We start from the raw sequence: 25,673 nt of genomic DNA, 5'->3' as shown, positions 1-25,673 counted from the left end.
TCAATTGCGCACGGCGGGCGTCTCGACCGGAAGGCCGAGGCCGCGCCACGCGACGTAGGTCTCCAGGGCGAGGAACTCGTCGGAGAGCGGCTTGAACGGCGTGGCCCGGACATCCTGCATGCAGCCCTCCATGCGCTCGTGGAGCGGCACCAGCCGCTGGTCGCGCAGGCGGTAGACGGGGAATCCGTTGCTCTGCCCCTGGCTGAGGAAGTCGGCCCGGAGATACTTGCCATGGTTCTTCTCGTGGCAATTCGCGCAAGCGAGGTCGAGTTGGCCGTTGCGCTGGTAGTAGAGCGCCTTGCCGCGTTCGAACCAGGGCGTCATCGGCCCGTCCACCTTCACGGCGACCGGCATCCCCCGGGACTGGTTGCGAAGGTAAGTCGTCATGGCGGTGAGTTCGGGCGAACCGAAGGCGTAGGGTTCGGCCTTCATCGCCCCCTTGCGGCAGAGGTCGATTCGCTGTTCGAGATTGACCGGCTTACTGAGCTTCTCGTTCCACTTCGGATAGGCGGCCGCGACACCCTTCATGGAGGTCGCCGCCTCGTTGTGGCAGCTCGCGCAGGACTTGCCCGCCGCCCCGTCGACCTTCGACCAGAGTTCCTCGCCCTGCTCCACGGCGAGGAAGCCCGGATTGTTGAAGTCGTCGGCCTGCATGGCCTGCGTCTCCTTCGAGCGGAAATACAGGCCCGAGACGACCTGATCGAACGGAGAATCGGGGCTCTGCGGCTTGATGCCGTGTCCCTGCCAAGCCGGCCGCTCCGCTCCGTCCTGCGCCTGCGGCGCCACGGCGGAAGCCAGGATCACGGCGGCGGCCAGGGCCACGCGAAGGGGAACGGACGGCATGGGGGGCTCCGACTCGGGCGTTGGCAGGCGCTGCGGGGCGGGAGGCCCCGGGCAAGCGTCACGAGACCTTGATCTGCTCCGTGGCCTGGATCTTGGAGCCGTCGTCGTCGGTCCAAGTGAAAGTCAAGGTTCCCGACTCGGCGGGCTTGATCTTGAATTGAAAGTAAGGGTTGGCCGATACGGCACCCTCCATATTGGCGCTGAAGATCGTCTTTCCATTCAAATCGCAGCTGAAGGTGTTCAGGATCTTGCGCGGGATGGTCTTGCCATCCTTATCCTTGCGCTGACCAGATTCCATCGTGTGCGAGACGAGCGTCTTCACCTCGATGACGCCGCCCTTGGCGATGTCCTTCTTGTCCAGTTTGATCCGCGGTTTCACGTCGGCCATGTCGTCCTCCGGGTCTCGTGCTGTCTCTTGTTCGTCCAGACGTCAGCCGCCGCAGCCGCCGATGGTGACCTTCACTTGGCGGACGTCGCTGAAGACCGAGCCGTCGTTCATGCGGGCGATCGCGACGACGTTCTGGGTCTCAGCGAGGCGGATGCGCGTGTTGGCTTCGGCGACGCTCGACGGCGTGAAATGAAAGCTGATGACGCCGGGATTCGGATTGCCTTCGGCGACGATCATCACCTCCTCGACGAAGCTCTCCTCCGTCATCGGCACATCGACGCTCACCGTCATCGGCACGGTGTTGCCGTTCTCGGCGATCTCGGGGAGTTCGAGCTTGACCTTCCCCCTGACCGGCTCCTTGCCGCGGGTGAACGCCTTGATGGCTTCCTCGCTGTTGTTCCTGGCCGCGCACGCCGGTCCGGCGCGCAGGGACAGCGTCGCGGCCACGACGGCGCCGGTGCCCAGGGCCAGGGCTTGGCGGCGGTTCATTGCGTCTCTCATCGGAAGCGGCTCCCGGGTCAGGTCAGGGTTGGATCACTTGAGGGTGGTGAGGTAGGCGACCACGTCCTCGACCTGCTGGGCGGTGAGGATCGGCTTGCCCTGGAACTCGGTGCGGACACGGCTCAATCCGTCGATCCGGTAGAAGGCCGGCATCACCGTCGCCTCGCCGAAGACGTGCTTTGGATTGACCACGATCATCCGCAGATGCGCCGCGCTCCAGCGGCCGGCGACGCCGTCGAGGGAGGGGCCGACCTCTCCGTGGAACGATTCCGTCTTGAGCGACGAGACCTGATGGCAGCCGAGACAATTGCCCTGACGGCGGTTCACCACGACCTTGGCGCCGGCGGCGGCATCACCGGCCTTGTCGGTGAGGGAATCGGGAATGGCGTCCGTCCCGTCGGCGGCGACGATCCGGAACGGCGCGAGGCCGCCCGAACCCGTCTCCGCTCCGGCGGTCGTCGCCAGAGCGCAAGCTCCCGCGACCGCCAAGGCATGGATCTGCCTGCGCATCTGGCGTTTCCTCGATGTGCCGTCTGGAGCGGCTTGCGCGGTCGGTCCCGACCGCTCGCTGTATCGGCGGGCCTCAACCCATCGACATATGCGAATTATTGCAAATTTGACCGGGGCATCGTCCGAGTCAAGAAAAAAACTTCTACGTCGCGACCTGCCGGCGATAAAACTATTCGCCGCCTCCGGGTGCCGGACGGGCGAGGTAGGTTTCGAGATCGGTGCTTCCGTAGGCGCGCTCGGCCACGAACGCGAAGGTGCGCCGGAACTCCTCGGGCGGTACATAGCCCTTCATGCGCAGGACCTCCCGCTGCGCCGGAGGCTTGCCGGCGAGGGTCTCTGCCGTCTCTCCGAAGAACTGCACCATCGGGGTCGAGTAGACGCCGTACTTTGCGGCGAACCTTTTCTCGGGCAGGCGCTCGCCATCGAAATCCGTGACCTCGCGGGCTCCGATGATGTTGAGCTGGAGGATATCGAAGTTTTTTCGGATGTACCGGCTGACGGCGGCGTCGGCGAAATTCACTTGGTGCAGCCGCTTGCAGAACGGGCAGCCGCGCAGCTCCCACAGGATTGCGAGGCGCCGGCCGTGCGCGCCGGCCGCGCGCAGGTCGTCGGCGAGGTCCAGGAAGCTCTCGAGGAACCAGGGCTGATGATAGAGGCCGTCGTCACCGAGGACGGCCTGGGCCCGAGCCCGGCCGGCAAGGGAGCTGCACGCCAGCCCCGCGACGCCGCCACTCAGCAACCGGCGTCGCGTCAGCATGATCGCCATCGTGGCAGCCCTCCCGGCCGATATTCGATTTTATGCATGTGTAGGAGAAGCCGACGAGGCGGGCAACGGCGATAGGAGAGCCACTCGAAACACATTCGCATTTTGCTATATAGTGGACGGCCGACAGCGCTTAAGCGAGGACGCGTGATGCGGGCGACGCGCCGATCGGTGATGGTCTTGGCAGGCGGCTTCCTTTTCATTGCCTCGAACGCGATGGCGGCCGAACTCGTGCTCTTCGAACTGGCGGGTTGCCCGTGGTGCACGATCTGGAACCGCACGATCGGGCCGATCTATCCGAAGTCGGAGGTTGGGCGGCGCGCGCCGTTGCGGCGCGTCGCGCTCGGCGACGGCATTCCCGCCGGACTCACGCTGAAGGGCCCGATCCGCTACACACCGACCTTCGTCCTCGTCGAGGAGGGCCGCGAAGTCGATCGGATCGAGGGCTATTCGGGAGAGGATTTCTTCTGGGCCCGGATCGAAGCTCTGGTCGGCCGGCGGCCGCCTTCGCCTTGACCGGGCATGAGAGTTGCCCGAGGCCCATGTTTGAGAGGATGCGAAAATGCCGCTTCAGGCGGAAACGGTGACGACCGGCCCGGAGCCGGGCACGCTCGACCTCGATCTGCTGCTCGCCAATGCCCGCGACGCGAGCGAGCTGCTGAAGGCGCTCGCCCACGAAGCCCGGCTCGTGATCCTCTGCCTGTTGGTCGAGGGCGAGCGGTCCGTTTCGGAGTTGGAGCAGTTGCTGAACCTGCGCCAGCCGGCGGTTTCGCAGCAGCTCGCCCGCCTGCGCGCCGACGATCTCGTGGAGGCGCGCCGGGATGGGAAGAACATCTACTACGCCCTCGCCCGGCCCGAGGTCCGCGAGATCATCGCGGCCCTGCACCGCGCCTTCTGCGACGCGCGGAGTCGTTGAGCGGCGCGTCCGGTCAGGCGTGCCGGTCGACGAGGTAGTACAGGCCTGCGCGCGCGCCAACGAGGATCGAGGCGAGGGCGAGCATCGAGCCGACCGACAGCGTCGAGAGTCCGCTCAGGCCCTGGCCGATGGTGCAGCCCAGGGCCGTCACGCCCCCGGTCCCCATGAGGAACGCTCCGAGGACGTGGCGCCCGACCTCGCGCGCATCGTCGGGGGCTTCCCAGCGGAACTCGCCCGAGCCGCGCGCCGCAGCGAAGGCCCCCAGGATCACCCCGAGGACGGACCCGACTCCGAAATCGACCTTCGTTCCGCTGGCGAGCATCGCGTAGAGGAGCGTGTCCCCGACGGGACGGGCGAAGCTGAAGGACACGAGCGTGCGCGGCTCGAACGCATCGTCGCCGACGATGCCGTTGACCCACCAGCCGCCGACGATGACGCTCCCGACGACGAGTGCGCCGAAGAGGAGCCGGCGGGTCGCCCGGAAGTCGCGTCCGGCGAGGGCCACGCAGGCGAGAGCCAGGGACGCCACCACCGCAAGACCCAGCAAGCCATGCCGCGTCCGGTCGAGCCCGAGGAGGACGCCGAGCCGCTGCGCCCCGGCTCCGTCGAGGTCGAGACTCAACGGCTCGGTCGCCGGTACGCGCAGGAGACCCGTCAGGCCTCCGATGGCCATGGAGGCGGACAGGCCCAGCACCAGCAGCACGAGGAAAGCGCGCAGATCCCCGCCGCCGAGACGCAGCAGCGCCCCGAAACCGCAGGTTCCGACGAGCGCCATCCCGAACCCGAACATGACGCCGCCGACGATCAGGCCCCCCCATTCGAGGCGGGAGCCGGCATAAAGCGAACGGGCGAGATCGAGTTCGGCGAACGCCTCCAACAGATGCGCGCCCAGGATCGCCACGCCCGTGGCGAGCATCCAAGCGCGCGCCCGGCGCATGTCGCGGGCGTAGACGGCATCCTCGACGGCGCCGAGGGTGCAGAACCGCCCGCGTCGAGCGACGAGACCGAGCAAGGCTCCCAGAACGAGGCCGAAAGCCGCGCGGAGGAGATGCGCCGGCAGAAACTCCAACATCACGCCCGGTTCGTCCCCTATCCGCGATCCGGTATCAAACGGCGGCCTCGGCGCCACCGTTGAGTTTCACCGGGATCGTCAGGTACCGTACGCCGTTGGCCTCCGCCGGTGGAAATTTGCCGGCGCGGATGTTCACCTGGATCGAGGGCAGGAGCAGGCGCGGGGCGGCAAGCGTGGCGTCTCGGGCCGTGCGCATCGCCGCGAACGCATCCTCGCTCACCCCTTCCTTCACATGGACGTTGCTTCGGCGCTGCTCGGCGACCGTCGTCTCCCAGGCATAGGTATCCCGCCCCGGAGCCTTGTAGTCGTGGCACAGGTGCAGCCGCGTCTCGGGCGGCAGGGCGAGGAGACGGCGGATCGAGTGGTAGAGCGCGTGCACGTCCCCGCCTGGGAAATCGGCCCGGGCCGTGCCGAAATCGGGCATGAACAGCGTGTCGCCGACAAAGACGTGGTTGCCGATGCGGTAGCAGATGTCGGCCGGCGTATGGCCGGGGGTGTAGAGAACGGAGACGGTCAGGTCGCCGATCCCGAACGTCTCGCCATCCGTGAACAGATGGTCGAAGTCGCTGCCATCGGTCCTCAGGTCGGTGGCATTGAAGACCGGCCGGAAAATCTTCTGGACCTCGCGGATATGCTCGCCGATGCCGATTCGCGCGCCGGTCTTCGCCTTGACGTAGGGGGAGCCGGACAGGTGGTCGGCATGGGCGTGGGTCTCCAGCGTCCAGACCACGCGATAGCCTTCCTCGGTCGCGACCTTCAGCATCGCCTCGACCGAACGTGTGTCGACGCTGCCGCCGTTGTGGTCGTAGTCGAGGACCGGATCGATGAAGGCGGCTGCCTTCGTTACGGGATCGGCCACGATGTAGCTCACGGTGTTGGTGGGCTCGTCGAAGAAGGCGCGGATGATCGGTTCGGACATGGATTGTCTCCTGTCGGTGAAAGGCTTGCCGTGGTTCAGGCGCCGGAAATCCTGCGGCGGCAGGTGTTGAGGCCGAGGATCGTGTATGCGGGGCAGGAGCCGACCAACGCGGTCAGCGCGAGCACCACGCCGATGCCGACGGCGACGTAAGCCCAGATATCGGTGAGCATCGTCAGGCCCAGCCCGGCGACGATGAAGCCAACGACTAGGCGCAGCATGCGGTCGGCCCTCCCCACGTTGGTGGTCATGATCGCACTCCGAAACGGTGCCGGAGATGATTGACGAAGCGGGCGAGGCACCGAGCGCCCGCCTCGGTGAAGGTCAGGACGTCGCGGCGAACGCACCGGCGTTGCGGTAGAGCATGTAGCCGGCGACCACGAAGATCACGGCGGCGAACACCGTGTTGAGCACGCCCTTGTAGCCGGCGAGGCGGTTTGCGAGCCGCATGCCGAGGAAGCCGCCGAGGAAGCCGCCGGCGATGAACTCCCCCGCCACCACCCAATCGACCATGCCGGAAAGGGCATAGTTCAACGCAGTGGCGAGACCGAAGGCGCCGACCGCAAGCAGCGAGGTGCCAACGGCCGTGATCAGCGGCATGCCGGTCGCGAAGACGAGACCGGGCACGATCAGGAAGCCGCCGCCGATCCCGAAAAAGCCGGACAGCACTCCGACCGAAAAGGCCACGGCAACGACCCTTCCGCTCGGCACCGGGCCGCAACCGACCGGTTCAGCCGGGCCGGTGAGGTTCCGTCGCCCGCGCAGCATGTGGCCCCCAACGACGATCATTAGAAGGGCGAACAAGAACAGCAGGCGCTGTCCGTCCACCGCCTTGCCAAGACTGGAGCCGGCTAAGGCACCGATGATCCCCACGAGGGCGAAGACGGCGGCGCAGCGCCAGCGCACGTTACCGGCCCGCGCGTGACCGGCCAGCGTCAGGAAAGCGTTGGCGGCCACGGCGAGCGCTCCCGTCCCGATGGCGAGATGCGGCTGGGCGAGGCCGACCGCGTAGAGCAGCAGCGGGGTCGCCAGGATCGAGCCGCCGCCCCCGATCAGGCCGAGGGTAAAGCCGACACCGGTGCCCGACAGAACGGCCGGAAGTGCGCTCATCGGCAATGGTTCTCCAAGCGCCGCGGTGGAAGCGTCTCCGAGCCTCGGCCGTCACGATGCGGACGGCGATCCTTCGATCCATAATTTAATGAATCGAAGGCGGCGCCGATGGCCTGACTGTGCGGTGACTTGCGTGGGGTGTCAATCTGTGTTTTCATATTTTCGTAATTCACATCATATAAAAGTGAATTGAGGATCCTTCCTATGGACGCCAGACGCCTCGCCTCTCACCTGTCGGTTTCCGGCCAGATCGTCCCAGATGCACTCGCGGCAGCGGCCCGGGCGGGCTTTCGCTCCGTGATTTGCAATAGGCCCGACGGCGAGGGTGGCGATCAGCCAAGCTTTGCCGAGATCGATACCGCCGCCCAAGCACAGGGACTCGAGGCGCGGTATCTGCCCGTCGTCTCGGGAGCGATATCGGACGCGGAGGTCGATGCCTTCGCCGAGGCTCTGGCGACCCTGCCCAGGCCGGTGCTCGCTTATTGCCGCACGGGCACCCGCTCCGCGACGCTGTGGGCGCTCAGCGAGGGAAAAGCCGGCGGCGCGACGACCGAAAGCGCCGCTGTCGCCACTGCTGCAGGCTACGACGTGAGCGGCGCGCTCCGGCGCATTGCCGCGAATGGATCACCGCCGAGGGAAACGGAGGATCTCTTCCACAGCGTCGTCATCGTCGGAGGCGGCGCGGGCGGCATCGCCGTCGCCGCGAGCCTGAAGGCACGCAAACCCGATCTCGACATTGCCGTGATCGACCCGGCCGACATCCATTACTACCAGCCCGGGTGGACCATGGTCGGCGGCGGCGTATTCGCCCCCGCAGGCACGGCTCGGACCATGGCTTCGCTGATCCCCAAGGGCGTGCACTGGATCAAATCGGCGGTTACGGCCTTTGAGCCGGAGCGCAAGGCGGTGATCTTGGGGGGATGCCGGACGGTTCGCTACGACCGTCTGGTGGTCACGCCTGGGTTGAAGCTCGACTGGGGCGGCATCGAAGGGCTGACCGAGACGCTCGGGCGGAACGGCGTGACCTCGAACTACCGCTACGATCTCGCGCCCTATACCTGGGACCTCGTCCGCAACCTTCGCTCCGGCCGGGCCGTGTTCACGCAGCCGCCAATGCCGATCAAATGCGCAGGCGCACCGCAGAAGGCGATGTACCTCTCCGCCGACCATTGGCTGCGCCAGGGACGGCTCAAGGACATCGCGGTCGAACTCTACAATGCCGGCCCGGTCCTGTTCGGCGTGAAGGAGTATGTCCCGGCGCTGATGGAGTACGTCAGACGCTATGAGGCAGGGCTCCACTTCCAGCACACCCTGGTGCGGATCGACGGTCCGGCCAAGCGCGCGTGGTTCTCGCGCAAGAGCGAGGACGGCGGCAGCGAGACGGTCGAGCGAGCGTTCGACATGATCCACGTGGTGCCGCCGCAGCGGGCGCCCGACTTCATCCGCGCCTCGCCACTCGCCGATGGCGCCGGCTGGGTCGAGGTCGATCCGGCGAGCCTGCGCCATGTGCGCCTGCCCGGAATCTACGCGCTCGGCGATGCCTGCAACACGCCTAACGCCAAGACCGCCGCCGCCGCGCGCAAGCAGGCACCGGTGGTGGCTCACAACCTGCTCGTCGACATGGGCCATCTGCGCGGGCCAGACGTCGCCTACGACGGCTACGGCTCGTGCCCGCTGACGGTGGAGCGGGGCAAAATCCTGCTCGCCGAATTCGGCTACGGCGGCAAGCTGATGCCGAGCTTCCCTGCATGGTTAATCGATGGCACCAAGCCGAGCCACATGGCGTGGCTCCTGAAGGAGCGGATGCTGCCACCGATCTACTGGAAGGCGATGCTCAAGGGCCGGGAATGGCTGGCCAAGCCGCAGGCGGTCGATAAGGCCGCCTGAGCCTCATGGCTCGTCTCCGATCTGTCCGAACTGCGCAGCCTGACCGAATGCCCCAGTCCGGGCGTCGGTAAGGCGTGCCGGGCCGGGCCGGTGGGTGCGACCGGCCACGAGAATATCCTCGACCGCCTCCAACAACGCGTGCATCCGCGGGTCGCTCAGGCTGTAAAACACGACCTTGTGCTCTCTCCGCGTTGCAACGACCGCCGCGTTGCGCAGCTCACCCAGTTGCTGCGAGAGTGTCGGCTGCCGGATACTTAGGTTTTGCTCGATCTCCGAGACGGAGCACTCGCCTTGCTTCAGAAGTGAGAGGATACGCAGGCGGTTGGGGTTGGCGATCAGCTTAAGCAGATCGGCGACCCGGTCCGCGGTCGCCTCGTCAGTTGCGGACGCCATCACAGACTGCCCAAGCGATAGTACCAGTCGGTCCCACAGGCTCCGACCTCCTCGCTGGTGGTCGGTGGATTTGCCAATACCGGCTCGTCCGGCTGCCAGCCCTCCGGTGTCGAGACATCGGCCGCGTCGCTCACTTGGAGGGCCTGGAGCAGCCGCAGGATCTCGGCGACGCTGCGCCCCACAGTCAGGGGATAAGCGATCAGGGCGCGCACGATGCCGGCTGGGTCTATCACGAAGGTGGTCCGAACTGTGGCGCTCGATAGAGCCCCGGCGGGCAGCATGCCGTAGGCGCGCGCGATTCCCATGGCCGGATCCTCGATGATCGGGAACGGGACTTGGACGCCGAAGCGCTGCGCGATGCTCTGGGTCCAAGCCAAGTGCGAGGACAGGCTGTCGACGGATAGGGCGAGCAAGTCGCAATTCAGTGCCTGGAACTGTGCATGGTACTGCGCGAAGGCGACGAATTCGCTGGTGCAGACGGGAGTGAAGTCGGCCGGATGCGAAAACAGCAGCAGCCAGCGCCCGCGATAGGATGCGAGCGTGCGTGGTCCCATCGTGGTTCGAGCGCGGAAATTTGGCGCAGCGTCGCCGATGATCGGCGGGGCGGCGGGTTGCGGTCGGGCGACTTCGGAATCGATTTCGATGCTCATCAATGGATGCTCGTTGCGTGATGCGGGAGAAGCTACGCAAAGGGTCCGAACGTTTCAATATATGGTTTTGCCATATGAAGAATGTTTTTTATAAAATGAATTGACAGCGCGGGGGCGCGGGACGAGAACGTGTCAGCTTGGTCTGGGCCAACTGGCTACAGACGTCATGCCAGGCAGGAGGCAGAAGCGATGTCGGCCGATCTTCTCCCGAGCGCATTGGATCTCGCCCGCGCGCAGTTCGCCTTCACGGTCGTGTGGCACTTCCTGTTCCCGGCCTTCACCATCGGGCTGGCGAGCTACCTCGCCGTGCTGGAGGCTTTCTGGCTCGCGACCGACCGGGACATCTATCTCGACACCTACCGATACTGGCTGAAGATCTTCGCCGTCGCCTTCGCCATGGGCGTCGTTTCCGGGCTGGTGATGAGCTACCAGTTCGGCACCAATTGGTCGGTCTTCTCCGACCGGACCGCGCCTGTGCTCGGGCCGCTGCTCGGCTACGAGGTGCTCACTGCCTTCTTCCTCGAAGCGGGCTTCCTCGGCGTGATGCTGTTCGGCCTGGAGCGGGTCGGGCGCCGGCTGCACTTCCTGGCGACCGGCTTGGTGGCGGGCGGCACGCTGCTCTCGGCCTTCTGGATTCTCTCGGCCAATTCGTGGATGCAGACGCCCGCCGGGCATGTCCTCGATGCGGACGGCCGCTTCGTGCCCGAGGATTGGTGGGCGGTCATCTTCAATCCGTCCTTCCCCTACCGCTTCGCCCACACCGTCACCGCCGCCTACCTTACCACCGCGATGATCGTCGGCGCGGTGGGCGCGTGGCATCTCCTGCGGGACCGCGCCAATCCCCGCGCCCGGCTGATGTTCTCCATGGCGATGTGGATGGCGGCGCTCGTCGCCCCGGTGCAACTCGTGCTCGGCGACTTGCACGGCGGCAACACCTACCATCACCAGCCGGCCAAAGTGGCCGCGATGGAAGGCCATTTCGAGAGCGTGGCCCGCGCCCCCTCGATCCTGTTCGGCTGGCCGGACGCCCAGGCGCGGGAGACCAGGTACGAGATCGGCATCCCCGGCCTCGCCAGCCTCTACCTCGCCCACGACCTCGACGCGAAGGTGACCGGCCTGAACGATCTGCCGCGCAACACGTGGCCGACGAACCTGCCGCTGGTGTTCTGGGCCTTCCGAGTGATGGTCGGCCTCGGCCTCCTGATGATCGCGCTGGGCGGGCTGTCGCTCTACCTGCGCCGGAAGGGCCGGCTCTACGACGAGCCGTGGCTGCACCGCTTCGCCGTGGCGATGGGGCCGTCCGGCCTGATCGCCGTGACCGCCGGCTGGGTCGTGACGGAGGCCGGGCGACAGCCCTTCACGGTCTACGGCCTGCTGCGCACCGCCGACAGCGTCTCACCCATCGCCGCGCCGGCCGTCGCGGCCTCGCTCGCGGCCTTCGCGGTGGTCTACTTCGCCGTTTTCGGAGCGGGAATCTGGTACCTGTTCCACCTGTTCAACCAAGCACCGCACCCGCACGAACCCGGCCCATCGGCCGACCAACCGGTTCGCACCGCCGGCATCACCGCCGCGCCGGCTGTCGTGGCCGAACCCCGCCTGCATCCAGCCGAGTGAGGAGAGGCTTGCGATGGAACTCGATCTCACCCTGATCTGGGCGGTCCTGATCGCCACGGCGGTGTTCCTTTACGTCGCCATGGACGGGTTCGATCTCGGCCTCGGCATCCTGTTCCCTGCCATCCGGAGCAAGTCCGACCGTGACGTGATGGTCAACTCCGTGGCCCCCGTCTGGGACGGCAACGAGACCTGGCTCGTGCTCGGCGGCGGTGGATTGTTCGCAGCCTTTCCGCTGGCCTACGCCACCATTCTGCCGGCGCTCTACATGCCGCTCATCCTGATGCTGCTCGCTCTGGTGTTCCGCGGCGTCGCCTTCGAGATGCGCTTTCGCGCCGCCACGCCCCGCGGCCAGCTCTGGTGGGACCGCGCGTTTTCCTGGGGCAGCTTCGTGGCGGCCTTCTGCCAGGGCATCGCGCTCGGCGCTTTCGTCCAGGGCATCCGGGTCGAGGGGCGGGCCTATGCCGGCGGCTGGTGGGACTGGCTGACGCCGTTCTCCCTACTCACCGGCATCGCCCTCGTCGTCGGCTACGGGCTGCTCGGTGCTTGCTGGCTGATCTGGAAGACCGGGGGCGAGTTGCAGATCCGCGCCTACCGCCTCGCCAAGCCCCTGGGCTTGGCCACCCTCGTCGGCATCGCGGTCGTGTCGGCGACGATGCTCGCCATCAGCGGGCCATTCCGGGACCGCTGGCTCAACCTGCCCGGCATGCTGATCGGGGCGCCAGTTCCGATCCTCGTCGGTCTGCTCGCCTGGCGCTTCGCCCATGCACTCGCGCGCCGGGAGGAACTCTCGCCGTTCCTATGTGCTCTCGGCTTCTTCCTGCTCTCCTATCTCGGTTTCGGAATCAGCATGTGGCCCCACATCGTCCCACCGAGCATTACGATTTGGCAAGCCGCGACCCATCCGAAGTCCCAAGCCTTCCTACTCTACGGCGCTGCGATCCTTATCCCGCTGGTGCTGACGTACACGGCCTACGTCTACTGGCTGTTCCGCGGCAAGGTCACGGCGGGAGCGGGGTATCACTGATGCGTCGGTTCGGATGGTTTGTCCTGTTCTGGGTGATGAGCGTCGCGAGTTTGACGGCCGTGGCTCTGCCGCTGCGATGGATGCTCAAATCGATGGGGCGCTAGGTGTATGGTCCCGGAATGAGGTGTGACGGGTCGATCCTGAAGCGGTCGGGTTCTTTCGTCCAGGCATTGAGGATGAACTCGGTGGGTGTCAGGCCACGCAGGGTCTTGAGCCTGCGGGCGTGATTGTAGGCATCGACGAACAGATGCAGGTGTGTTCGAAGCTGATCATGACTGTCGTAGTGGTAGCGTTTGACCGTCGCGTCCTTGATCGTTCGGTTCATCCGCTCGACTTGCCCGTTGGTCCAAGGGTGGTTCACCTTGGTCAGGCGGTGCTCGATGTCATGCTCGTCGCAGACACGGTCGAAGATGTGCTGACTGTCGTAGATATCTCGCTGGCGTGACGTGAACTGAATGCCGTTGTCCGTGAGAACCGTGTGTATGCGGTAGGGCACTGCCTCGATGAAGTCGCGTAGGAACTGAGCAGCCTCCATCTTGCCGGCGCTTTCGACCAGCCGCACGAAGGCGAACTTACTGGTTCGGTCGATGGCCACGAACAGCCTAAGCTTGCCTTCAGCCGTGCTGACCTCAGCAATATCGATGTGGACGTAACCGATGGCGTAGCTCGCGAAGCGCTGCTTCTTGGGTTTGTCGCCGTCGATCTCGGGCAGTCGGCTGATCCCGTGCCGTTCCAGACAGCGATGCAGCGAAGATCGGGTCAGGTGCGGAATCGTCGGCTGGAGACCGTAGAGGCAATCGTCGAGGGGAAGCAGGGTGTGACGCCGAAAGGCGACGATGATCGCCTCCTCCTCAGGCGTGAGGACGGTGGAGCGCGGCTCCTTGGGTCCCATCCGGGCATCCGCCGTCGTCGTCCGCTTGCGCCATTTCTGCACCGTCGTCGGACTGACACCGTAGCGCTTGGCCAGTGCTCTTACGCTCTCTTCACGTAACTGGATCGCGCGACGGACTGCCTCCGTCGTGGTGGCGCTTCCATGGAGAACCTGGCCCATAGCGCTTCCCTCGCAGCATGGGGCTCAACCGTATCACCACACTGCGGGATCAAACACCTAGAACTACTTTGGCAGATTGAAGGAACGCGGGAGATTTTCGTGGATTCGCATGCCATGGCCATGAGCGTGGGTGCGCACGATGTCGGGTGCTGGCGGATGGCGTGAGGATCTGGATCGGTGGCTGCAGCCATTCCTGGCGGGGCTGTCCCATCCAGCACGCCGGGCGATGTGCCCGCTCTATGTGGCCGGGTTGATCGGCCTCGGTGATCGCAAGAGCGTTCAGCCGATGGCGGCCCGGGCCGAGGGGGTGCCCTACGACCGGCTGCACCACTTCATCGCGGCCGGGATCTGGGATGCGGCGCCGCTGAAGCGGGCGCTGCTCGGCGAGGCCGATCGCCTCGTCGGCGGCCTGGATGCGGTCCTGGTCGTCGATGACACCGCCTTGCCGAAGAAGGGCGACCGCTCGGTCGGAGTGGCGCCGCAATACGCGACGACGCTGGGCAAGACCGCCAACTGCCAGACGCTGGTATCGCTCACGCTGGCACGCGGCGAGGTCCCAGTCGCGGTCGGTCTGGCGCTGTTCCTGCCCGAGACCTGGACGAGCGACCCGGATCGGATGGTATCGGCCGGCGTACCCGAGGGCCTGCGCGCGGCCCGCACCAAGCTGGAGATTGCGGTCGCGGAGATCGATCGGGTCCGGGAGGGCGGCGTACGCTTCGGCTGCGTGCTGGCCGATGCAGGATATGGGTCCGCCCCGTTCCGGCAGGCCCTGAGCGCGCGTGGCCTGAGCTGGGCCGTCGGGATCTCGGGACGCAACAAAGTTTACCCGGCCGCCGTGACGATGATCTTCCCCGTCGCGGGACGGGGGCGACCGCGCAAGCGTCACGTCCCGGATCAGGTCTCGGTCGCAGCGGAGACGATCCTCGCGGACATGACCGGCCGATCTGTGACCTGGCGGCGCGGCACCAAGGGCCGGCTGCGGGCTCGCTTTTGCGCGCTGCGCGTTCGGATGGCCGATGGCCCGACCCAGAGGATCGGCGCAATGGGCAATCAGCATCTGCCCGGCGACGAGGTTTGGCTGGTCCGCGAGGAGCGTGGCTCGGGCGAGCGCAAGTACTATCTCTCGAACCTGCCGGCCGAGGCCACCCTCAAGCAGCTGGCAGCAACGATCAAGGCGCGCTGGATCTGCGAGCAGGCCCACCAGCAGATGAAGGAGGAACTCGGCCTCGATCACTTCGAGGGCCGATCCTGGACCGGGTTGCATCGGCACGCGCTGATGACGATGATGGCCTACGCCTTCCTCCAATCCCGGCGCCTCGCAGCGATGGGGCGGAAAAAAAAGAATCGCCTGCCCACCGCCCCAGCCCTCGATGCCGGCGATCCGGCAGGCCATCCTGGATCACCTCAGTCGGCCTCCAGCGCGACGATGTCCGCACTGTAACGCCGATCTCAACCTGCCACCCTGAAACCAATCTGCCAAAGTAGTGCTAGACCACCGCCCCGGATACGATATCCACGACGATGGTCTTTTCTGACTCGCACGATCCTGGCGGTCGCGCTCGGTGCCTGCTCGCCCTCGGCACGGCCCTCCGCGTCCTCGACCGGTGACGGACGCCAAATCCGCGGCTTGCCCGCCCCGCCTGACCGGCGAGCGGGTGTTCAGGCAGGATCGACCGATGCCCCTGCCTTGGCCAGAGCGGGGAAACCACCGGCGACATGGGCGACCGGGCCCAGGCCCATGTCGTTGAGCGTCTTCGCGGCCAGGGCCGAGCGATTGCCGGAGGCACAGTAGAGAACCAGGCGCCTGCCGCCGCCGAGCTCGGCCTTGTGGGTCGGGCTTTCCGGGTCGGCCTGAAACTCCAGAAAGCCTCGCGGCACATGGACCGCGCCGGCGATCCTGCCGGTCTTGGCCAATTCCTCGCCTTCGCGCACGTCGACGAGCATCGTGTCGGGCTGGCCGAGGCGGGCGAGCGCCTCCTCGGCCGACAAGGTCTCCACCTCGCGGTTGGCTTCCGCCACCAAGTCCTTCGCGCTTCTCATGGTCATGGCTTCCTCCGTCACTCGCCCCAGGCCGCTCCGTCGAGGGCGTCCAGCGGGATCTTCAGGTAACGCCTGCCGTTCGCCTCGGGCTCGGGCAGGCGGCCGCCTCGGATGTTCACCTGCAGGGAATGCAGGATGAGCTTGGGCATCGGAAGTTCGCGGTCGCGTGCCTCGCGCATGCGGACGAACGCCACCTCGGTCGGGGTCTCGACCAGGTGCGGGTTTTCCGCCCGCTGCCGGGCGACCGTGCTCTCCCACGCCGCCTCGCGCCCATCCGGGCGGTAATCGTGCCCGGTGAAGAGCCGCGTCTCGTCCGGCAGGGCCATGATGCGCTGGATGCTGCGCCAGAGTGCATGCGCGCTGCCGCCCGGGAAGTCGGCCCGCGCCGAGCCGCTGTCGGGCATGAACAGCGTGTCGTGGATGAAGGCGGCGTCGCCGATCCGGTAGGCGATGGAGGCCAGGGTGTGGCCGGGCGTGAACATCACCTCGACGTCGAGGTCGCCGATCCGGAAGCGCTCGCCGTCGGCGAAGAGTCGCGACCACTGCGAACCGTCGGTCCGGAACGTGTCGGGCAGGTTGTAGAGCCCCTTCCAGAGCCGCTGCACGTCGACGACCTTCTCGCCGATGGCGGTCGGGACGCCGGTCTTGTCGTGCAGGTAGCCGGCCGCCGAGAAGTGGTCGGCGTGCGGGTGGGTGTCGAGGACCCACTCCAGTTCGTAGCGCTCGCGCTCGATGTGGGCGAGCAGAGCATCGGCGGAGCGGGTCGCGGTCGCGCCGGACTTCGGGTCGAAGTCGAGCACCGGATCGATGATGGCGCAGCTTTTCGTCTCGGGGTCCGTGACGACGTACTGAATGCTGCCGGTCGGCTCGTCATGGAAGCCGGTCACGATGGGATGCCCGCGCAGGGCTTCGATGGTCTGGTCCGAAATGAAACGCCTCCTCTTTCGGGTTCAGGTGATGGAGCCGAGGAGTGGCAAGGCCCCGCGGGCGACGACGTAGAGGCCGAACAGGATGACGAGGCCGGCGAAGGTAACGGTCAGGGCGCGCTTGCGCCCAGCGAGCCGCTGGCCGAGGCGCGTGCCGGCGAGGCCGCCGAGCACCCCTCCCAGGATGAACAGCCCGGCCAACGGCCAGTCGATCAGGCCGGAGGCGGCGTAGCTCGCCGCGGTCGCCGCCCCGAAGGCGCTGACCGCGACCAGTGAGGTGCCGATGGCCATGGGCAGCGGCATCGACGTCGCCAGCATCAGGCCCGGCACGATGAGGAATCCTCCGCCGATGCCGAAGAAGCCGGAGAACAGGCCGACGGCGAAGCCTATGCCGAGCAGCCAAGGCAGGAGCACCGGGGCACTGGCCTTGGTCAGGCGCACCTCGGGGTCGCCATCGCCGCGCCGCTTGCGCAGCATCAGGCCCCCGACCACCAGCATTACGACGCCGAACAGGGCCAGGAGGCTCTACCCGTCGACCGCCTGCGCGGCGACCGAGCCGGCCAGCGCGCCGAGGACGCCAGCGACCGAGAACGCCGCCGCGCATCGCCAGTTCACGTTCCAGGCCCGCCATTGCGGGACGAGGTTGCCGGCTGCGCTGACCAACACCGCCAGGGCGCTGGTGCCGATCGCCACGTGTGGCGAGGCCACGCCGATGACGTAGGTCAGGAGCGGAACCGCGAGGATCGAGCCACCCCGGCCGACGAGGCCGAGGATCACGCCGACGACCCCGCCCAAGCCTGCCGCGAGGCCGGATGTCAGCAGGCCGGGCGTCATGCGTCGGCTCCCTGGATCGCCGGCTTCGGGGCTGCCGCCGGGAGAAGGCGAAACGCCAGCATCCCGACGACCATGGCGACGACGAAGGTCACCGCTTGCGCCGGTGCGACCGTCAGCAGGGTGAGCGCCGGCCCCGGGCACAGGCCGGCGAGGCCCCAGCCGATGCCGAACACCGCGGCGCCGACGATCAGGCGCGGGTCGAGGTCGCGCCGGGTCGGGATCTCAAGCCGCGAGGCGAGCAACGGCCGCCCACGGCGCCGCGCCACGAGATAGCCCGTCGCCGAGATCGCGACGGCGCCAGCCATCACGAAGGCGAGGCTCGGGTCCCAGCGCCCGGTCACGTCGAGGAAGACGAGGACCTTGGCCGGATCGGCCATTCCGGAGACGAGGAGGCCGAGGCCGAACAGGAGGCCAACGGCGAAGGCGGAGACGATCTTGGCCATGGCTCAGGCTCCGATGAGATGGCGCACGACGAGGACGGTCAGGATGGCGACGGCCATGAAGGTGCCGGTGGCGACCACGGAGCGGAGCGAGCCACGGCCGATGCCGCAGACCCCGTGGCCGCTCGTGCAGCCGGCACCGAGGCGCGATCCGAACCCGACCAGCAGGCCGGCGACGGCGAGCAGCGGGAACGAGGCATCCACCGTCACCGGCGGCAGGCTGCCACCCAGGCCGGCGTAGGCGAACGGCGCCAGGACGAGTCCTGCCACGAAGGCGGCGCGCCAGCCCGTCTCGCGAGACGGCGGGGTTAGGAGGCCGCCGAGAATGCCGCTGATGCCGGCGATCCGTCCGTTAAGGAGCAGGAACAAAGCCGCGGAGGTGCCGATCAAGGCCCCGCCGGCGAGGGCGCTGACAGGCGTGAAGCCATCCATGGTGGTCACTCCCAGGTGGTGGTCCGGGGGATGCCCGGCTGGCTGCAAGGGACGTCCTCCCCTGCCGAGTTGTTACATTAGGAATCTCTTATTTAGCATTCACTAATGAAACTGCAAGCGTGAAATCGATGGCCTAATTTGGGAAGCGCTGGGGGGGCGATGGCGCGCGGACGCCTTCGCGTTTGTGCAGACGCCATCGATGGCGTGGCGTCGATGCCGACGGGAGGATCGTCTTTCCCCGTTCGACCAGCTCAGGGATGGATATAGGCGAACCCCATGCCCTGCAGCCGCGCCAGTTCGGCGACACCGCTCGGCACGACGTCGTCCTCGGTGACGCCGTAGAGCGTGCCACGGTCGATCTTCCGTTCGCGCAAAGTGTTGGCGCAGATGAGGAACCGAACGCCCATCCCCTTGAGGGCATCGATGCGGGCGGCGACCTCCTTGTCGTTCGCGGCCGCCTGGAAGAGCGCGACCCCGTCGCCGTGGCTCACCACGCGGATCTCGACATGGGCCTTGCCCACGGCCTCGACGTGGTTGCGCAGGTTGCCGAGCAGGCGCTTGAAGTAGGTGGCTCCGTCGGGGCCGCCGTCATTGTGGTAGACCACCTTCTGGTCGGCGTAGTACCCGGCCGGCGCCTCCGAGCCGGCATGGGCCGCCCCTACGCACAGGGTCGCAAGCACGACCGCGATCATCAGGCTCCTAAAGACCGTCATCGTCCGCCTCCCTGTCGTAGGCCGGAGGCTCGGGTGCTTCCGACGCGTTGCGCGATCGGTTGTCGAGCCCCGCATGATCGAGGCCGTCGTCCGGCATCAGTCCGGCGGATGCGCCGTACCGGAGGCTGCCCGTCGTCTCCGGCGCTTTTGGCCGTGGGGCGTGGACGGTGCCTCGGGACCCGAGCACCACCACCTTCGTGCCGGTGGGAACGCGCCGGTGCAGGTCGATCACGTCCTGGTTCAGCATGCGGATGCATCCCGAGGACACCGCCTCGCCGATGCTCCAGGGCTCCGTCGTGCCGTGGATGCGGTAGAGCGTGTCCTTCCCGTCCTTGAACAGGTACAGCGCCCTGGCGCCGAGCGGGTTCCTGTCGCCGCCCGGCATGCCGCCGGCCCAGCGCCCGTTCCGCTCCGGATCACGCCGGAGCATGTCGGGCGTCGGCGTCCAGCGTGGCCAGGACGCCTTGCGGGCGACGGTCGCCTCGCCCGTGAACTCGAAGCCGGCCTTGCCCACCCCGACCGCGTAGCGCATCGCCTTGCCGCCCTCCATGACGAGGTAGAGGAAGCGCCTGTAGGGATCGACCACGAGGGTGCCGGGCGGCTCCTTCGACGGGTAGTTGACCAACTGGCGGACGTTGCGCGCCTTGAGGTCGCGCGGGTCGACCGCCTCCACCGGGAAGGGTTCGTCCGTGACGGCGGCGTACCGGCGCAAGACCTCCGGGGCGATCTGCGGCCGGGCTTCCGCGACGGGGGCCGGAGCCCCCTGCGAGGTCGAGCAGGCGCCGAGCGCCGAGGCGAGCGCTATCAACGTGGTGAGGCGGAGGGGCCGCGGCATCACGAGCGACCCCGCGCTCGGGCCTGGGCGACCGCCTGCCTGAAGCCGTCGTAATCGAGGGCCGCCGCGACCTTGAGCTGGCCGATCAGGAAGACCGGGGTTCCCTGGAGGCCCAGGGCGTCGGCCTGGTCGAGGTTGCGCTGGAGCAGGGCCGCGATCTCGGCTTGGTGCGCCTTCCGGTCCTCTTCCAGGCGGCCGACGTCGACGCCCGAGGTGGCCACCGCCTCCAGCATCCGCTCCTTGGGAATCTTGCGACCCGGGATCGCCATGAGCGCGCGGTGCACTTCGTCGTAGCGGCCCTGGTACTTCGCCGCGAGGGCGAGCTGGGCGCCGTAGACGGAGGCGTCCCCGAGGATCGGCCAGTCCTTGTAGACGAGGCGGATGCGCCCGTCCGCCTTCACCAAGCGGGTGAGGTCGGGCTCGGCCTTCTTGCAGAAGGGGCAGTTGTAATCGAGGAAGGCGACGATGGTCAGGTCACCCTTTGGGTTGCCCGAGACCGGCACCTCGGGGTCGTTGAGGATCGCGTTCGGGTCGACGCCCTGCGCGAAAGCCTCCTCGATGGGGGGCGCCAGCGAAAGCAGGGCGGGCGCGAGCGCGACGGCGGGCAGAAGGGCGAGCAGGGTCCTGCGGTCCATGGTGTTCTCCGTGAAAGTCGCTTTTCCGAAAGGGAGCGACTCAGGCGCCGACGAGGGCGAGGCGGCGCTTCAGGTCATCGACCGTGAGCTCGCCCTCGGTGCGGGCCTCACGGACCTCGCCGCCGTCGGGGCGCATCAGGATGAGGGTCGGCGGTCCGACGACCTCGAAGCGCCGCATCAGGGCACGGGTGGCATCGTCGTCGCGGGTGACGTCGGCGCGGATGACCGAGACGGCCTTCAGTCTCGTCCGGATGCCGGCATCGGCCAGGACCGTCCGCTCGTTCGTCTTGCAGACGGTGCACCAATCGGCGGCGAACTCGACGAGCACCGGCTTGCCCTCGGTACGGGCCGCCGCGAGGGCAGCCTCGAACGCCGGGACGGAGGAGACCGTACGGCTCTCCTCGACGTGGACCGCCTGCGCCCAGCCGAGGCCGGCGAGCGGCCGGAGCGGGTCGGTCCCGCCGCCCGCGGCTCCGACGACGAGGGCGCAACCGTAGGTCACGGCAACGATACCGGCGCCCTTGCCCAGCCGGCCCGCGGCGCCCGCCGTGACGACGTCGAACGCCCCGACGAACGCGCCGATGCCGATCGCCAGCGCGCCCCAGAGAACGAGGGAGACTTCGGACGGCACGAGGCGCGAGACCATGGTGATGGCCAATGCGAGGAAGACCACCCCGAAGGCCTGCTTGGCAACGACGAGCCATGGGCCTGACTTCGGCAGGATACCCGCCCCGAACGTCCCGAACGCGATCAGCGGTAGGCCCATGCCGAGGCCGAGCGCGAACAGGGCGGCGGCGCCGCGCGCCACGTCGCCGGTCTGGGCGACGTAGAGGAGGGCCGCAGCGAGTGGCGGCGTCACGCAGGGCCCGACGATCAAGGCGGAGGTGAAGCCCATGACGGCGGCGGCGCCGAGCGCGCCGAGCCGACGCCCGCTCAGGCGCGACAGCCGGCCGGCGGCACCGGACGGCAGCGCCAGGTCGAAGGCCCCGAACATCGACAGCGCCAGGGCGACAAAGGCTGCGGCGAGGAGCCCGAGCGCAACGGGAGTCTGGAGCGCGACCTGGAGGTTGCGCCCGAACCATGCCGCCGCCACGCCAAGCGTTCCGTAGGCCAGCGCCATCGCGAGCACGTAGGTGCCGGAGAGGACGAAACCTCGTCCGGCCGAGAGCCACTCCCCGGACCGGGCCAGCATGCCCGCCAGCACCGGGACCATCGGGAGCACGCACGGGGTGAAGGCCAGGAGCAGGCCGAGCCCGAGGAAGGTCGCCAGGACGCCCGCGAGGTGACCCGAGAGCAGGCCCCTGTCGGGCTCGGGCTGCGCGTCCGTTGCCGGCGTCGCGGCGGTCGCCTGCGGACCTGGCGCGGGCACCTCGATGACCTTGTTGATCGGCGGGTAGCAGATGCCCTTCTCGGCACAGCCTTGATAGGTGACGCGCACCTCACGCACCCCCGCGAGAGCCGCGCCTGGCACGATGGCCTCCGTCGCGCCGTGATAGACTTCCGTCGGCCCGAAGTTGGGGTCGTCCTTGGTCTCGCCGGGCTGGGTGCTGACAGGAAGCTCCCTGCCGCTCGCGTCGGTGGCGGCGATCTTGTCGCGGTAGAGGTAGGTGCCGGGGGCGATGGTCCATCGCATGCGCAGCGAGAGGTCGGGGTCACGGGCCGCATCGACGGTGAAGGGCGTCGGCCGCGCACCGGGCTCGCGGCACTGCCCAGGCGACCACGGCGAGGAGCCGGTCCAGACCAGGGCGGCGACGATGAGGTGGGTGAACACGTTCGGCATGGGCGGGGTCCGGGCTCGGATCGGCCCGCCGCGGGTCGGAAACGCAGCTTAAGCCAGGCTTAAGCGGTGCCCGGAGGATGGGGGCGGTGAAGGGAGACACGCATGCGCATCCTCGTCGTCGAGGACGACACCATCCTGTCGGACGGGCTCCGGGCTGGCTTGGGCCTGGGCGGGGCGACGGTCGATTGCGTCGCGACCTGCGCCGACGCCGAGGCGGCGCTGGCCACGAGCGCTTTCTCGGCCATCGTGCTCGACCTGATGCTGCCCGACGGCTCTGGCCTCGACGTGTTGCGGGGGCTTCGGCGACGGAACGACCGGACGCCGGTCGTCCTGCTGACGGCCCGGGACGCCGTGTCGGACCGGATCGCCGGGCTCGACGGTGGCGCCGACGACTACCTCGGCAAGCCCTTCGACCTCGACGAGCTCTCCGCCCGCATCCGCGCCGTCGTCCGGAGGGCCTCGGGTCGGGCCGCGGCGATCCTTGAGCACGGTGGCATCCGGCTCGACCCCGGCAGCCTCGCCGTCACCGTCGACGGTGTGCCGGTCGCCGTCTCCCGGCGCGAGGTGATGGTTCTGGCGGCCCTCATGGAACGACCTGACGTGCTTCGGTCCAAAGCCGAGCTGGAGGAGCGGCTCTACGGCTGGCAGGAGGAGGTCGAGAGCAACGCGGTCGAGGTCCATGTGCACAACCTGCGCGCCAAGATCGGCAAGCACGCCATCGAGACGGTCCGAGGCCTCGGATACCGGATGAGGGCACCCGCATGAGGTCGCTGCGCGTCAGGCTTTTCGCCATCCTCGTCCTGGCCACCGGCCTGATCTGGCTCAGCGCGGTCGCCTGGATCTACCTCGGCTCGAAGCGCGAGGTGGAACAGGTCCTCGACAACCGCCTGCAGGAAGCTGCCCGCATGGTCAACTCCCTGGTGGGCGCGGTCGGCGGCACGGACCCGAACGGGGGGGGCCGAACCTTCCCGGCCCCGACGGCCTACGAGCGGCAGCTTTCCTGCCAGATCTGGTCGCTCGACGGACGCATGGTCGCACGGTCGACCGGGGCCCCGGAGCGGCGCCTGACCGACGCGCCGGCGGGCTTCTCGCAGCGCGAGGTCGATGGCGAGACCTGGCGTGTCTTCACGGTGGAGGACGCCGAGAGAGGCGTGCGGGTCATGGTGGGTGACCGTCTTGGCCTCCGTGAGCGCCTCGTCACCGACCTCATCATAGGCCTGGTTACGCCCGCCATCCTGATGGTGCCGCTGCTCGGTATGCTGATCTGGGCGAGCCTCGGGCGGGGCTTGCGTCCCTTGCGACTGATGGCGCGGGACCTGGCAGGTCGCGGCGCCGACGACATGAGTGCGATCGACACAAATCTGGCGCCGGCGGAGGTGCGTCCCCTGGCCGACGCCCTGAACGGGCTATTCCTCAAGGTCGAATCGGCACGCCGGCACGAACGGGAGGTGACGGCCTTCGCCGCGCACGAGCTGCGAACACCGCTCGCCGGCCTCAAGGTCCAGGCCCAGGTCGCCATGGCTGCCACCGACCCGGACGTGGCGAAGGCGGCTTTGCGCCAGATCCTGGCGGCCGTCGACCGGACCACGCGCCTCGTCCGCCAGTTGCTCGACGCCGCCCGGCTCGATGCCGCCGGGGAAGCGCCTTCCCTCGCGGAGGTCGACGTCGGTGCGCTGGTGACGGAGACCGTGGAGGGGATGCGGACGCCACCCGGGGTTCGAACTCAGATCGACCCGGGGCTACGGGGCTACATGCTGCGGGCCGACCCGGAGGGCTTGCGCCTCGCCGTCCGGAATTTGCACGAGAACGCCGTGCAGCACATGGAGACGGGCACGGTGGCGTGGGCCGCCCGGCCGGATGGCGGGGGGGTCGTCGTCCGCGACGAGGGGCCGGGCATCCCGGAAGACGAGTTGCCCCACGTCACGACACGGTTCTTCCGGGGACGCCACAAGAGCGCGACGGGTAGCGGCCTCGGCCTCGCCATCGCCGAGATGGCGTCCCGCCGAAGTGGCCTCAGCCTTCGTCTGCGCAACCGAACTGATCGCCCGGGGCTTGAGGCTGAGATCGTCCCGGGCTGAGACCGGTCAGCCGAGCTCCGGGCAGAAGATGTCCTTGAGGGTCGCCAGCACCCGCGCGGCCCTGGGGTCCTCCAGCCGGTAGTGGATCGTCTGGCTCTCGCGCCGGAAGGCGACCAACCCGTCCTCGCGCAGCTTGGCGAGGTGCTGCGAAAGGGCCGATTGGCTGAGCTCGACCTCCTCGGCGAGACTAGTCACGTCCATCTCGCCGCGGGCGACCAGCAGGCACAGGATCAGCAACCGCTTCTCGTTGGCGAGGAGACGCAGCAGGCGGGCCGCGTCGGCCGCCTTGTCCTGCAGGCGCATCAGGTCAATCGGCGTGACGGCGTCCATCGGTTGATGCTCCAGTATGTCAGAATTACCTTATTTAGGTAATTCTAATATGAAGTCACCAGCTGCGCGCACTTCCTTGTCATCCTTCTGCGGCTTCGCCCAGAAGGCCATCGCGGCTCACCGGTGCCCCTTGCTACCGTCGTTCCCGAAGTGGCCAGGCAGAGCCACTACGGGGGTGATTTAAACCGGTAGCAACAACTAAGGACCGCCTTAGCGATGGCGGCCCCTATTTACTCTAAGTTGCCGCAGTGCGGAGCTTTGGTGTTCGAAGTCAGATCACTGGCTCGGCTATCAACAGCTACGCGTCGGCACTGGCAGCAGCGACAAGGCGCTGATGTTGGTGATCTTGTTCGCAGGGTTCACGGCACGCGCCGCATCCGCCCGACCAGCGAGCCCTTGAGTACTTTTACGAGGTCCGCTTCCCGCATCGTAGCGGACGACGAAGGCCGCAGTGTGGAGGGGCCGCTATGGGTCAGCAGCGGGGATTGCCGGCTCGCAGATGGGATGACCGGGAGGGGACGGAAGCGGAAGGTCCGCTTCCGTGTACAAGGGAATCGGGTGGAGCTACGAGCTCCACCCTGCGGTTGTCAGGTGCCGCTGCCGGTCATGTAGGTGGTTATGACGCCGATGATGACGCCGAGGATGGTGATGCCCGAGCCGACGACGAGCCCGACCAGGGACCGGCCGGCATCCTCGCGGGCGTTGTCGTCCTGCGAGGACTTATAGAGCTTCACCCCCGAGATGCCGGCCAAGGCAATGCCGACCACCGCGAACAGGATCGTGAACACGATGCCGGCGTTGTTGCCGCCGGTCGCGATGCTGCTGGCGTTGAGCGCCGAGTTGGACGCCTTCTGCCGGGCCGTCTTGAGGATATCGAGCGGTGCCGTCGGATCGCCGGTGGTGGTTTGAGCCCAGGCCGGCAGTATGCCCAGGCTGAACATCGTCACACTCGCGAGGACGCGGTACTGCATATCCTTGACTTGCACAGGAGC

General features: G+C 67.7%; 30 protein-coding genes and 1 pseudogene. 8 read left to right on the top strand and 23 right to left on the bottom strand.

All coding sequences use genetic code 11. The annotated features are described in order from the left end of the window. From soxA to BM249_RS11350, 5 genes are all read right to left on the bottom strand, one after another. Positions 1-843, bottom strand: coding sequence for a sulfur oxidation c-type cytochrome SoxA (gene soxA, locus BM249_RS11370; protein ID WP_091971981.1), 843 nt, complete (start codon positions 841-843; stop codon positions 1-3). A gap of 58 nt (positions 844-901) precedes the next feature. After that, on the bottom strand, positions 902-1,231 hold the full coding sequence (gene soxZ, locus BM249_RS11365) for a thiosulfate oxidation carrier complex protein SoxZ (protein ID WP_091971979.1): 330 nt from the start codon (positions 1,229-1,231) through the stop codon (positions 902-904). Positions 1,232-1,273: 42 nt separating this feature from the next. Further along, entirely contained in the window at positions 1,274-1,732 is a 459-nt protein-coding gene (gene soxY / locus BM249_RS11360) for a thiosulfate oxidation carrier protein SoxY (RefSeq protein ID WP_091971977.1), read from the bottom strand. A gap of 33 nt (positions 1,733-1,765) precedes the next feature. Further along, entirely contained in the window at positions 1,766-2,242 is a 477-nt protein-coding gene (soxX, locus tag BM249_RS11355; protein WP_091971975.1) for a sulfur oxidation c-type cytochrome SoxX, read from the bottom strand. Positions 2,243-2,411: 169 nt separating this feature from the next. Continuing rightward, the gene (locus tag BM249_RS11350; protein WP_091972096.1) at positions 2,412-2,999 is read right to left on the bottom strand and encodes a thioredoxin family protein; all 588 of its coding nucleotides are present in this window, start codon (positions 2,997-2,999) and stop codon (positions 2,412-2,414) included. Between the two features lie 156 nt (positions 3,000-3,155). On the opposite strand from BM249_RS11350, the gene BM249_RS11345 reads away from it, so the two are divergent. Together BM249_RS11345 and BM249_RS11340 are read left to right on the top strand one after the other, a co-directional pair. Beyond that, entirely contained in the window at positions 3,156-3,521 is a 366-nt protein-coding gene (locus BM249_RS11345) for a thioredoxin domain-containing protein (protein ID WP_244528708.1), read from the top strand. A 46-nt stretch (positions 3,522-3,567) separates the two neighbouring features. Further along, complete coding sequence (locus BM249_RS11340) at positions 3,568-3,921, top strand: ArsR/SmtB family transcription factor (protein ID WP_091945273.1); 354 nt, start codon at positions 3,568-3,570, stop codon at positions 3,919-3,921. 13 nt (positions 3,922-3,934) lie between these two features. Here the strand turns inward: BM249_RS11340 and BM249_RS11335 are convergent, their stop codons facing one another. The 4 genes from BM249_RS11335 to BM249_RS11320 form a co-directional block, all read right to left on the bottom strand. Beyond that, a complete protein-coding gene (locus tag BM249_RS11335; RefSeq protein WP_091945276.1) occupies positions 3,935-4,993 on the bottom strand; it encodes a YeeE/YedE family protein in 1,059 nt (352 codons plus the stop codon). A 34-nt stretch (positions 4,994-5,027) separates the two neighbouring features. Next, a complete protein-coding gene (locus tag BM249_RS11330) occupies positions 5,028-5,912 on the bottom strand; it encodes an MBL fold metallo-hydrolase (RefSeq protein ID WP_091971973.1) in 885 nt (294 codons plus the stop codon). A 35-nt stretch (positions 5,913-5,947) separates the two neighbouring features. Next, positions 5,948-6,160 (bottom strand): YgaP family membrane protein, encoded by a 213-nt coding sequence (locus BM249_RS11325; RefSeq protein ID WP_091971971.1) that lies wholly within the window; start codon positions 6,158-6,160, stop codon positions 5,948-5,950. 73 nt (positions 6,161-6,233) lie between these two features. Beyond that, positions 6,234-7,019, bottom strand: coding sequence for a sulfite exporter TauE/SafE family protein (locus BM249_RS11320; RefSeq protein WP_091971969.1), 786 nt, complete (start codon positions 7,017-7,019; stop codon positions 6,234-6,236). Positions 7,020-7,223: 204 nt separating this feature from the next. Between BM249_RS11320 and BM249_RS11315 the strand changes: the two genes are divergently transcribed. After that, a complete protein-coding gene (locus BM249_RS11315; RefSeq protein ID WP_091971967.1) occupies positions 7,224-8,906 on the top strand; it encodes a bifunctional protein tyrosine phosphatase family protein/NAD(P)/FAD-dependent oxidoreductase in 1,683 nt (560 codons plus the stop codon). 3 nt (positions 8,907-8,909) lie between these two features. Here the strand turns inward: BM249_RS11315 and BM249_RS11310 are convergent, their stop codons facing one another. Both BM249_RS11310 and BM249_RS11305 read right to left on the bottom strand, forming a co-directional pair. Then, positions 8,910-9,299, bottom strand: coding sequence for an ArsR/SmtB family transcription factor (locus BM249_RS11310; protein WP_091971965.1), 390 nt, complete (start codon positions 9,297-9,299; stop codon positions 8,910-8,912). Continuing rightward, the gene (locus BM249_RS11305; RefSeq protein ID WP_091971963.1) at positions 9,299-9,949 is read right to left on the bottom strand and encodes a peroxiredoxin; all 651 of its coding nucleotides are present in this window, start codon (positions 9,947-9,949) and stop codon (positions 9,299-9,301) included. The genes BM249_RS11310 and BM249_RS11305 overlap by 1 nt, the downstream gene beginning before the upstream one ends. Before the next feature lie 189 nt (positions 9,950-10,138). Here BM249_RS11305 and BM249_RS11300 point away from each other — a divergent pair, with 189 nt between their 5' ends. Then, positions 10,139-11,563, top strand: coding sequence for a cytochrome ubiquinol oxidase subunit I (locus tag BM249_RS11300; RefSeq protein ID WP_091971961.1), 1,425 nt, complete (start codon positions 10,139-10,141; stop codon positions 11,561-11,563). Positions 11,564-11,576: 13 nt separating this feature from the next. Next, entirely contained in the window at positions 11,577-12,587 is a 1,011-nt protein-coding gene (gene cydB, locus BM249_RS11295) for a cytochrome d ubiquinol oxidase subunit II (protein ID WP_091945299.1), read from the top strand. Positions 12,588-12,687: 100 nt separating this feature from the next. Here the strand turns inward: cydB and BM249_RS11285 are convergent, their stop codons facing one another. After that, positions 12,688-13,638 (bottom strand): IS481 family transposase, encoded by a 951-nt coding sequence (locus BM249_RS11285; protein WP_091971959.1) that lies wholly within the window; start codon positions 13,636-13,638, stop codon positions 12,688-12,690. Between the two features lie 139 nt (positions 13,639-13,777). Here BM249_RS11285 and BM249_RS11280 point away from each other — a divergent pair, with 139 nt between their 5' ends. Then, a complete protein-coding gene (locus BM249_RS11280; RefSeq protein WP_244528718.1) occupies positions 13,778-15,079 on the top strand; it encodes an IS701 family transposase in 1,302 nt (433 codons plus the stop codon). Between the two features lie 218 nt (positions 15,080-15,297). Here the strand turns inward: BM249_RS11280 and BM249_RS11275 are convergent, their stop codons facing one another. The 9 genes and pseudogenes from BM249_RS11275 to dsbD form a co-directional block, all read right to left on the bottom strand. Then, positions 15,298-15,684 (bottom strand): rhodanese-like domain-containing protein, encoded by a 387-nt coding sequence (locus BM249_RS11275; RefSeq protein ID WP_091972092.1) that lies wholly within the window; start codon positions 15,682-15,684, stop codon positions 15,298-15,300. An 11-nt stretch (positions 15,685-15,695) separates the two neighbouring features. After that, positions 15,696-16,607 (bottom strand): MBL fold metallo-hydrolase, encoded by a 912-nt coding sequence (locus BM249_RS11270; protein ID WP_091971957.1) that lies wholly within the window; start codon positions 16,605-16,607, stop codon positions 15,696-15,698. Between the two features lie 21 nt (positions 16,608-16,628). Beyond that, positions 16,629-17,438, bottom strand: a pseudogene (locus tag BM249_RS11265) (sulfite exporter TauE/SafE family protein). Next, the gene (locus BM249_RS11260; RefSeq protein ID WP_091971955.1) at positions 17,435-17,881 is read right to left on the bottom strand and encodes a YeeE/YedE family protein; all 447 of its coding nucleotides are present in this window, start codon (positions 17,879-17,881) and stop codon (positions 17,435-17,437) included. The pseudogene BM249_RS11265 and the gene BM249_RS11260 overlap by 4 nt, the downstream one beginning before the upstream one ends. Before the next feature lie 3 nt (positions 17,882-17,884). Beyond that, entirely contained in the window at positions 17,885-18,310 is a 426-nt protein-coding gene (locus BM249_RS11255; protein WP_091971953.1) for a YeeE/YedE family protein, read from the bottom strand. A gap of 251 nt (positions 18,311-18,561) precedes the next feature. Continuing rightward, on the bottom strand, positions 18,562-19,023 hold the full coding sequence (locus tag BM249_RS11250; protein ID WP_091971951.1) for a DsrE family protein: 462 nt from the start codon (positions 19,021-19,023) through the stop codon (positions 18,562-18,564). Beyond that, positions 19,010-19,858 (bottom strand): L,D-transpeptidase, encoded by an 849-nt coding sequence (locus BM249_RS11245; RefSeq protein WP_091971948.1) that lies wholly within the window; start codon positions 19,856-19,858, stop codon positions 19,010-19,012. Before BM249_RS11245 ends, BM249_RS11250 begins: the two co-directional genes overlap by 14 nt. Beyond that, complete coding sequence (locus BM249_RS11240; protein ID WP_091971946.1) at positions 19,858-20,493, bottom strand: DsbA family protein; 636 nt, start codon at positions 20,491-20,493, stop codon at positions 19,858-19,860. Before BM249_RS11240 ends, BM249_RS11245 begins: the two co-directional genes overlap by 1 nt. 40 nt (positions 20,494-20,533) lie before the next feature. Then, on the bottom strand, positions 20,534-22,273 hold the full coding sequence (dsbD, locus tag BM249_RS11235) for a protein-disulfide reductase DsbD (protein ID WP_091971945.1): 1,740 nt from the start codon (positions 22,271-22,273) through the stop codon (positions 20,534-20,536). A 102-nt stretch (positions 22,274-22,375) separates the two neighbouring features. Between dsbD and BM249_RS11230 the strand changes: the two genes are divergently transcribed. Then, the gene (locus tag BM249_RS11230; RefSeq protein WP_091945327.1) at positions 22,376-23,038 is read left to right on the top strand and encodes a response regulator; all 663 of its coding nucleotides are present in this window, start codon (positions 22,376-22,378) and stop codon (positions 23,036-23,038) included. Beyond that, a complete protein-coding gene (locus BM249_RS11225) occupies positions 23,035-24,351 on the top strand; it encodes an ATP-binding protein (RefSeq protein WP_091971943.1) in 1,317 nt (438 codons plus the stop codon). The genes BM249_RS11230 and BM249_RS11225 overlap by 4 nt, the downstream gene beginning before the upstream one ends. A 6-nt stretch (positions 24,352-24,357) precedes the next feature. Here BM249_RS11225 and BM249_RS11220 read toward each other — a convergent pair whose 3' ends face one another. Further along, on the bottom strand, positions 24,358-24,681 hold the full coding sequence (locus tag BM249_RS11220) for an ArsR/SmtB family transcription factor (protein WP_091971941.1): 324 nt from the start codon (positions 24,679-24,681) through the stop codon (positions 24,358-24,360). A 587-nt stretch (positions 24,682-25,268) separates the two neighbouring features. Next, the gene (locus BM249_RS11215) at positions 25,269-25,667 is read right to left on the bottom strand and encodes a hypothetical protein (RefSeq protein WP_244528707.1); all 399 of its coding nucleotides are present in this window, start codon (positions 25,665-25,667) and stop codon (positions 25,269-25,271) included. Positions 25,668-25,673 lie beyond the last annotated feature (6 nt).

The sequence above is a fragment of the Methylobacterium gossipiicola genome, assembly GCF_900113485.1.
GTDB lineage: Bacteria > Pseudomonadota > Alphaproteobacteria > Rhizobiales > Beijerinckiaceae > Methylobacterium > Methylobacterium gossipiicola.
This window is presented reverse-complemented; position numbering and strand designations above follow the sequence as displayed.

Excerpts from the sequence above, each read along its gene's own strand:
- soxA (WP_091971981.1), bottom strand. The coding sequence starts at position 843 with ATGCCGTCCGTTCCCCTTCGCGTGGCCCTGGCCGCCGCCGTGATCCTG.
- soxZ (WP_091971979.1), bottom strand. The coding sequence starts at position 1,231 with ATGGCCGACGTGAAACCGCGGATCAAACTGGACAAGAAGGACATCGCC.
- soxY (WP_091971977.1), bottom strand. The coding sequence starts at position 1,732 with ATGAGAGACGCAATGAACCGCCGCCAAGCCCTGGCCCTGGGCACCGGC.
- soxX (WP_091971975.1), bottom strand. The coding sequence starts at position 2,242 with ATGCGCAGGCAGATCCATGCCTTGGCGGTCGCGGGAGCTTGCGCTCTG.
- BM249_RS11350 (WP_091972096.1), bottom strand. The coding sequence starts at position 2,999 with ATGCTGACGCGACGCCGGTTGCTGAGTGGCGGCGTCGCGGGGCTGGCG.
- BM249_RS11345 (WP_244528708.1), top strand. The coding sequence starts at position 3,156 with ATGCGGGCGACGCGCCGATCGGTGATGGTCTTGGCAGGCGGCTTCCTT.
- BM249_RS11340 (WP_091945273.1), top strand. The coding sequence starts at position 3,568 with ATGCCGCTTCAGGCGGAAACGGTGACGACCGGCCCGGAGCCGGGCACG.
- BM249_RS11335 (WP_091945276.1), bottom strand. The coding sequence starts at position 4,993 with ATGTTGGAGTTTCTGCCGGCGCATCTCCTCCGCGCGGCTTTCGGCCTC.
- BM249_RS11330 (WP_091971973.1), bottom strand. The coding sequence starts at position 5,912 with ATGTCCGAACCGATCATCCGCGCCTTCTTCGACGAGCCCACCAACACC.
- BM249_RS11325 (WP_091971971.1), bottom strand. The coding sequence starts at position 6,160 with ATGACCACCAACGTGGGGAGGGCCGACCGCATGCTGCGCCTAGTCGTT.
- BM249_RS11320 (WP_091971969.1), bottom strand. The coding sequence starts at position 7,019 with ATGAGCGCACTTCCGGCCGTTCTGTCGGGCACCGGTGTCGGCTTTACC.
- BM249_RS11315 (WP_091971967.1), top strand. The coding sequence starts at position 7,224 with ATGGACGCCAGACGCCTCGCCTCTCACCTGTCGGTTTCCGGCCAGATC.
- BM249_RS11310 (WP_091971965.1), bottom strand. The coding sequence starts at position 9,299 with ATGGCGTCCGCAACTGACGAGGCGACCGCGGACCGGGTCGCCGATCTG.
- BM249_RS11305 (WP_091971963.1), bottom strand. The coding sequence starts at position 9,949 with ATGAGCATCGAAATCGATTCCGAAGTCGCCCGACCGCAACCCGCCGCC.
- BM249_RS11300 (WP_091971961.1), top strand. The coding sequence starts at position 10,139 with ATGTCGGCCGATCTTCTCCCGAGCGCATTGGATCTCGCCCGCGCGCAG.
- cydB (WP_091945299.1), top strand. The coding sequence starts at position 11,577 with ATGGAACTCGATCTCACCCTGATCTGGGCGGTCCTGATCGCCACGGCG.
- BM249_RS11285 (WP_091971959.1), bottom strand. The coding sequence starts at position 13,638 with ATGGGCCAGGTTCTCCATGGAAGCGCCACCACGACGGAGGCAGTCCGT.
- BM249_RS11280 (WP_244528718.1), top strand. The coding sequence starts at position 13,778 with ATGTCGGGTGCTGGCGGATGGCGTGAGGATCTGGATCGGTGGCTGCAG.
- BM249_RS11275 (WP_091972092.1), bottom strand. The coding sequence starts at position 15,684 with ATGACCATGAGAAGCGCGAAGGACTTGGTGGCGGAAGCCAACCGCGAG.
- BM249_RS11260 (WP_091971955.1), bottom strand. The coding sequence starts at position 17,881 with ATGGCCAAGATCGTCTCCGCCTTCGCCGTTGGCCTCCTGTTCGGCCTC.
- BM249_RS11255 (WP_091971953.1), bottom strand. The coding sequence starts at position 18,310 with ATGGATGGCTTCACGCCTGTCAGCGCCCTCGCCGGCGGGGCCTTGATC.
- BM249_RS11250 (WP_091971951.1), bottom strand. The coding sequence starts at position 19,023 with ATGACGGTCTTTAGGAGCCTGATGATCGCGGTCGTGCTTGCGACCCTG.
- BM249_RS11245 (WP_091971948.1), bottom strand. The coding sequence starts at position 19,858 with ATGCCGCGGCCCCTCCGCCTCACCACGTTGATAGCGCTCGCCTCGGCG.
- BM249_RS11240 (WP_091971946.1), bottom strand. The coding sequence starts at position 20,493 with ATGGACCGCAGGACCCTGCTCGCCCTTCTGCCCGCCGTCGCGCTCGCG.
- dsbD (WP_091971945.1), bottom strand. The coding sequence starts at position 22,273 with ATGCCGAACGTGTTCACCCACCTCATCGTCGCCGCCCTGGTCTGGACC.
- BM249_RS11230 (WP_091945327.1), top strand. The coding sequence starts at position 22,376 with ATGCGCATCCTCGTCGTCGAGGACGACACCATCCTGTCGGACGGGCTC.
- BM249_RS11225 (WP_091971943.1), top strand. The coding sequence starts at position 23,035 with ATGAGGTCGCTGCGCGTCAGGCTTTTCGCCATCCTCGTCCTGGCCACC.
- BM249_RS11220 (WP_091971941.1), bottom strand. The coding sequence starts at position 24,681 with ATGGACGCCGTCACGCCGATTGACCTGATGCGCCTGCAGGACAAGGCG.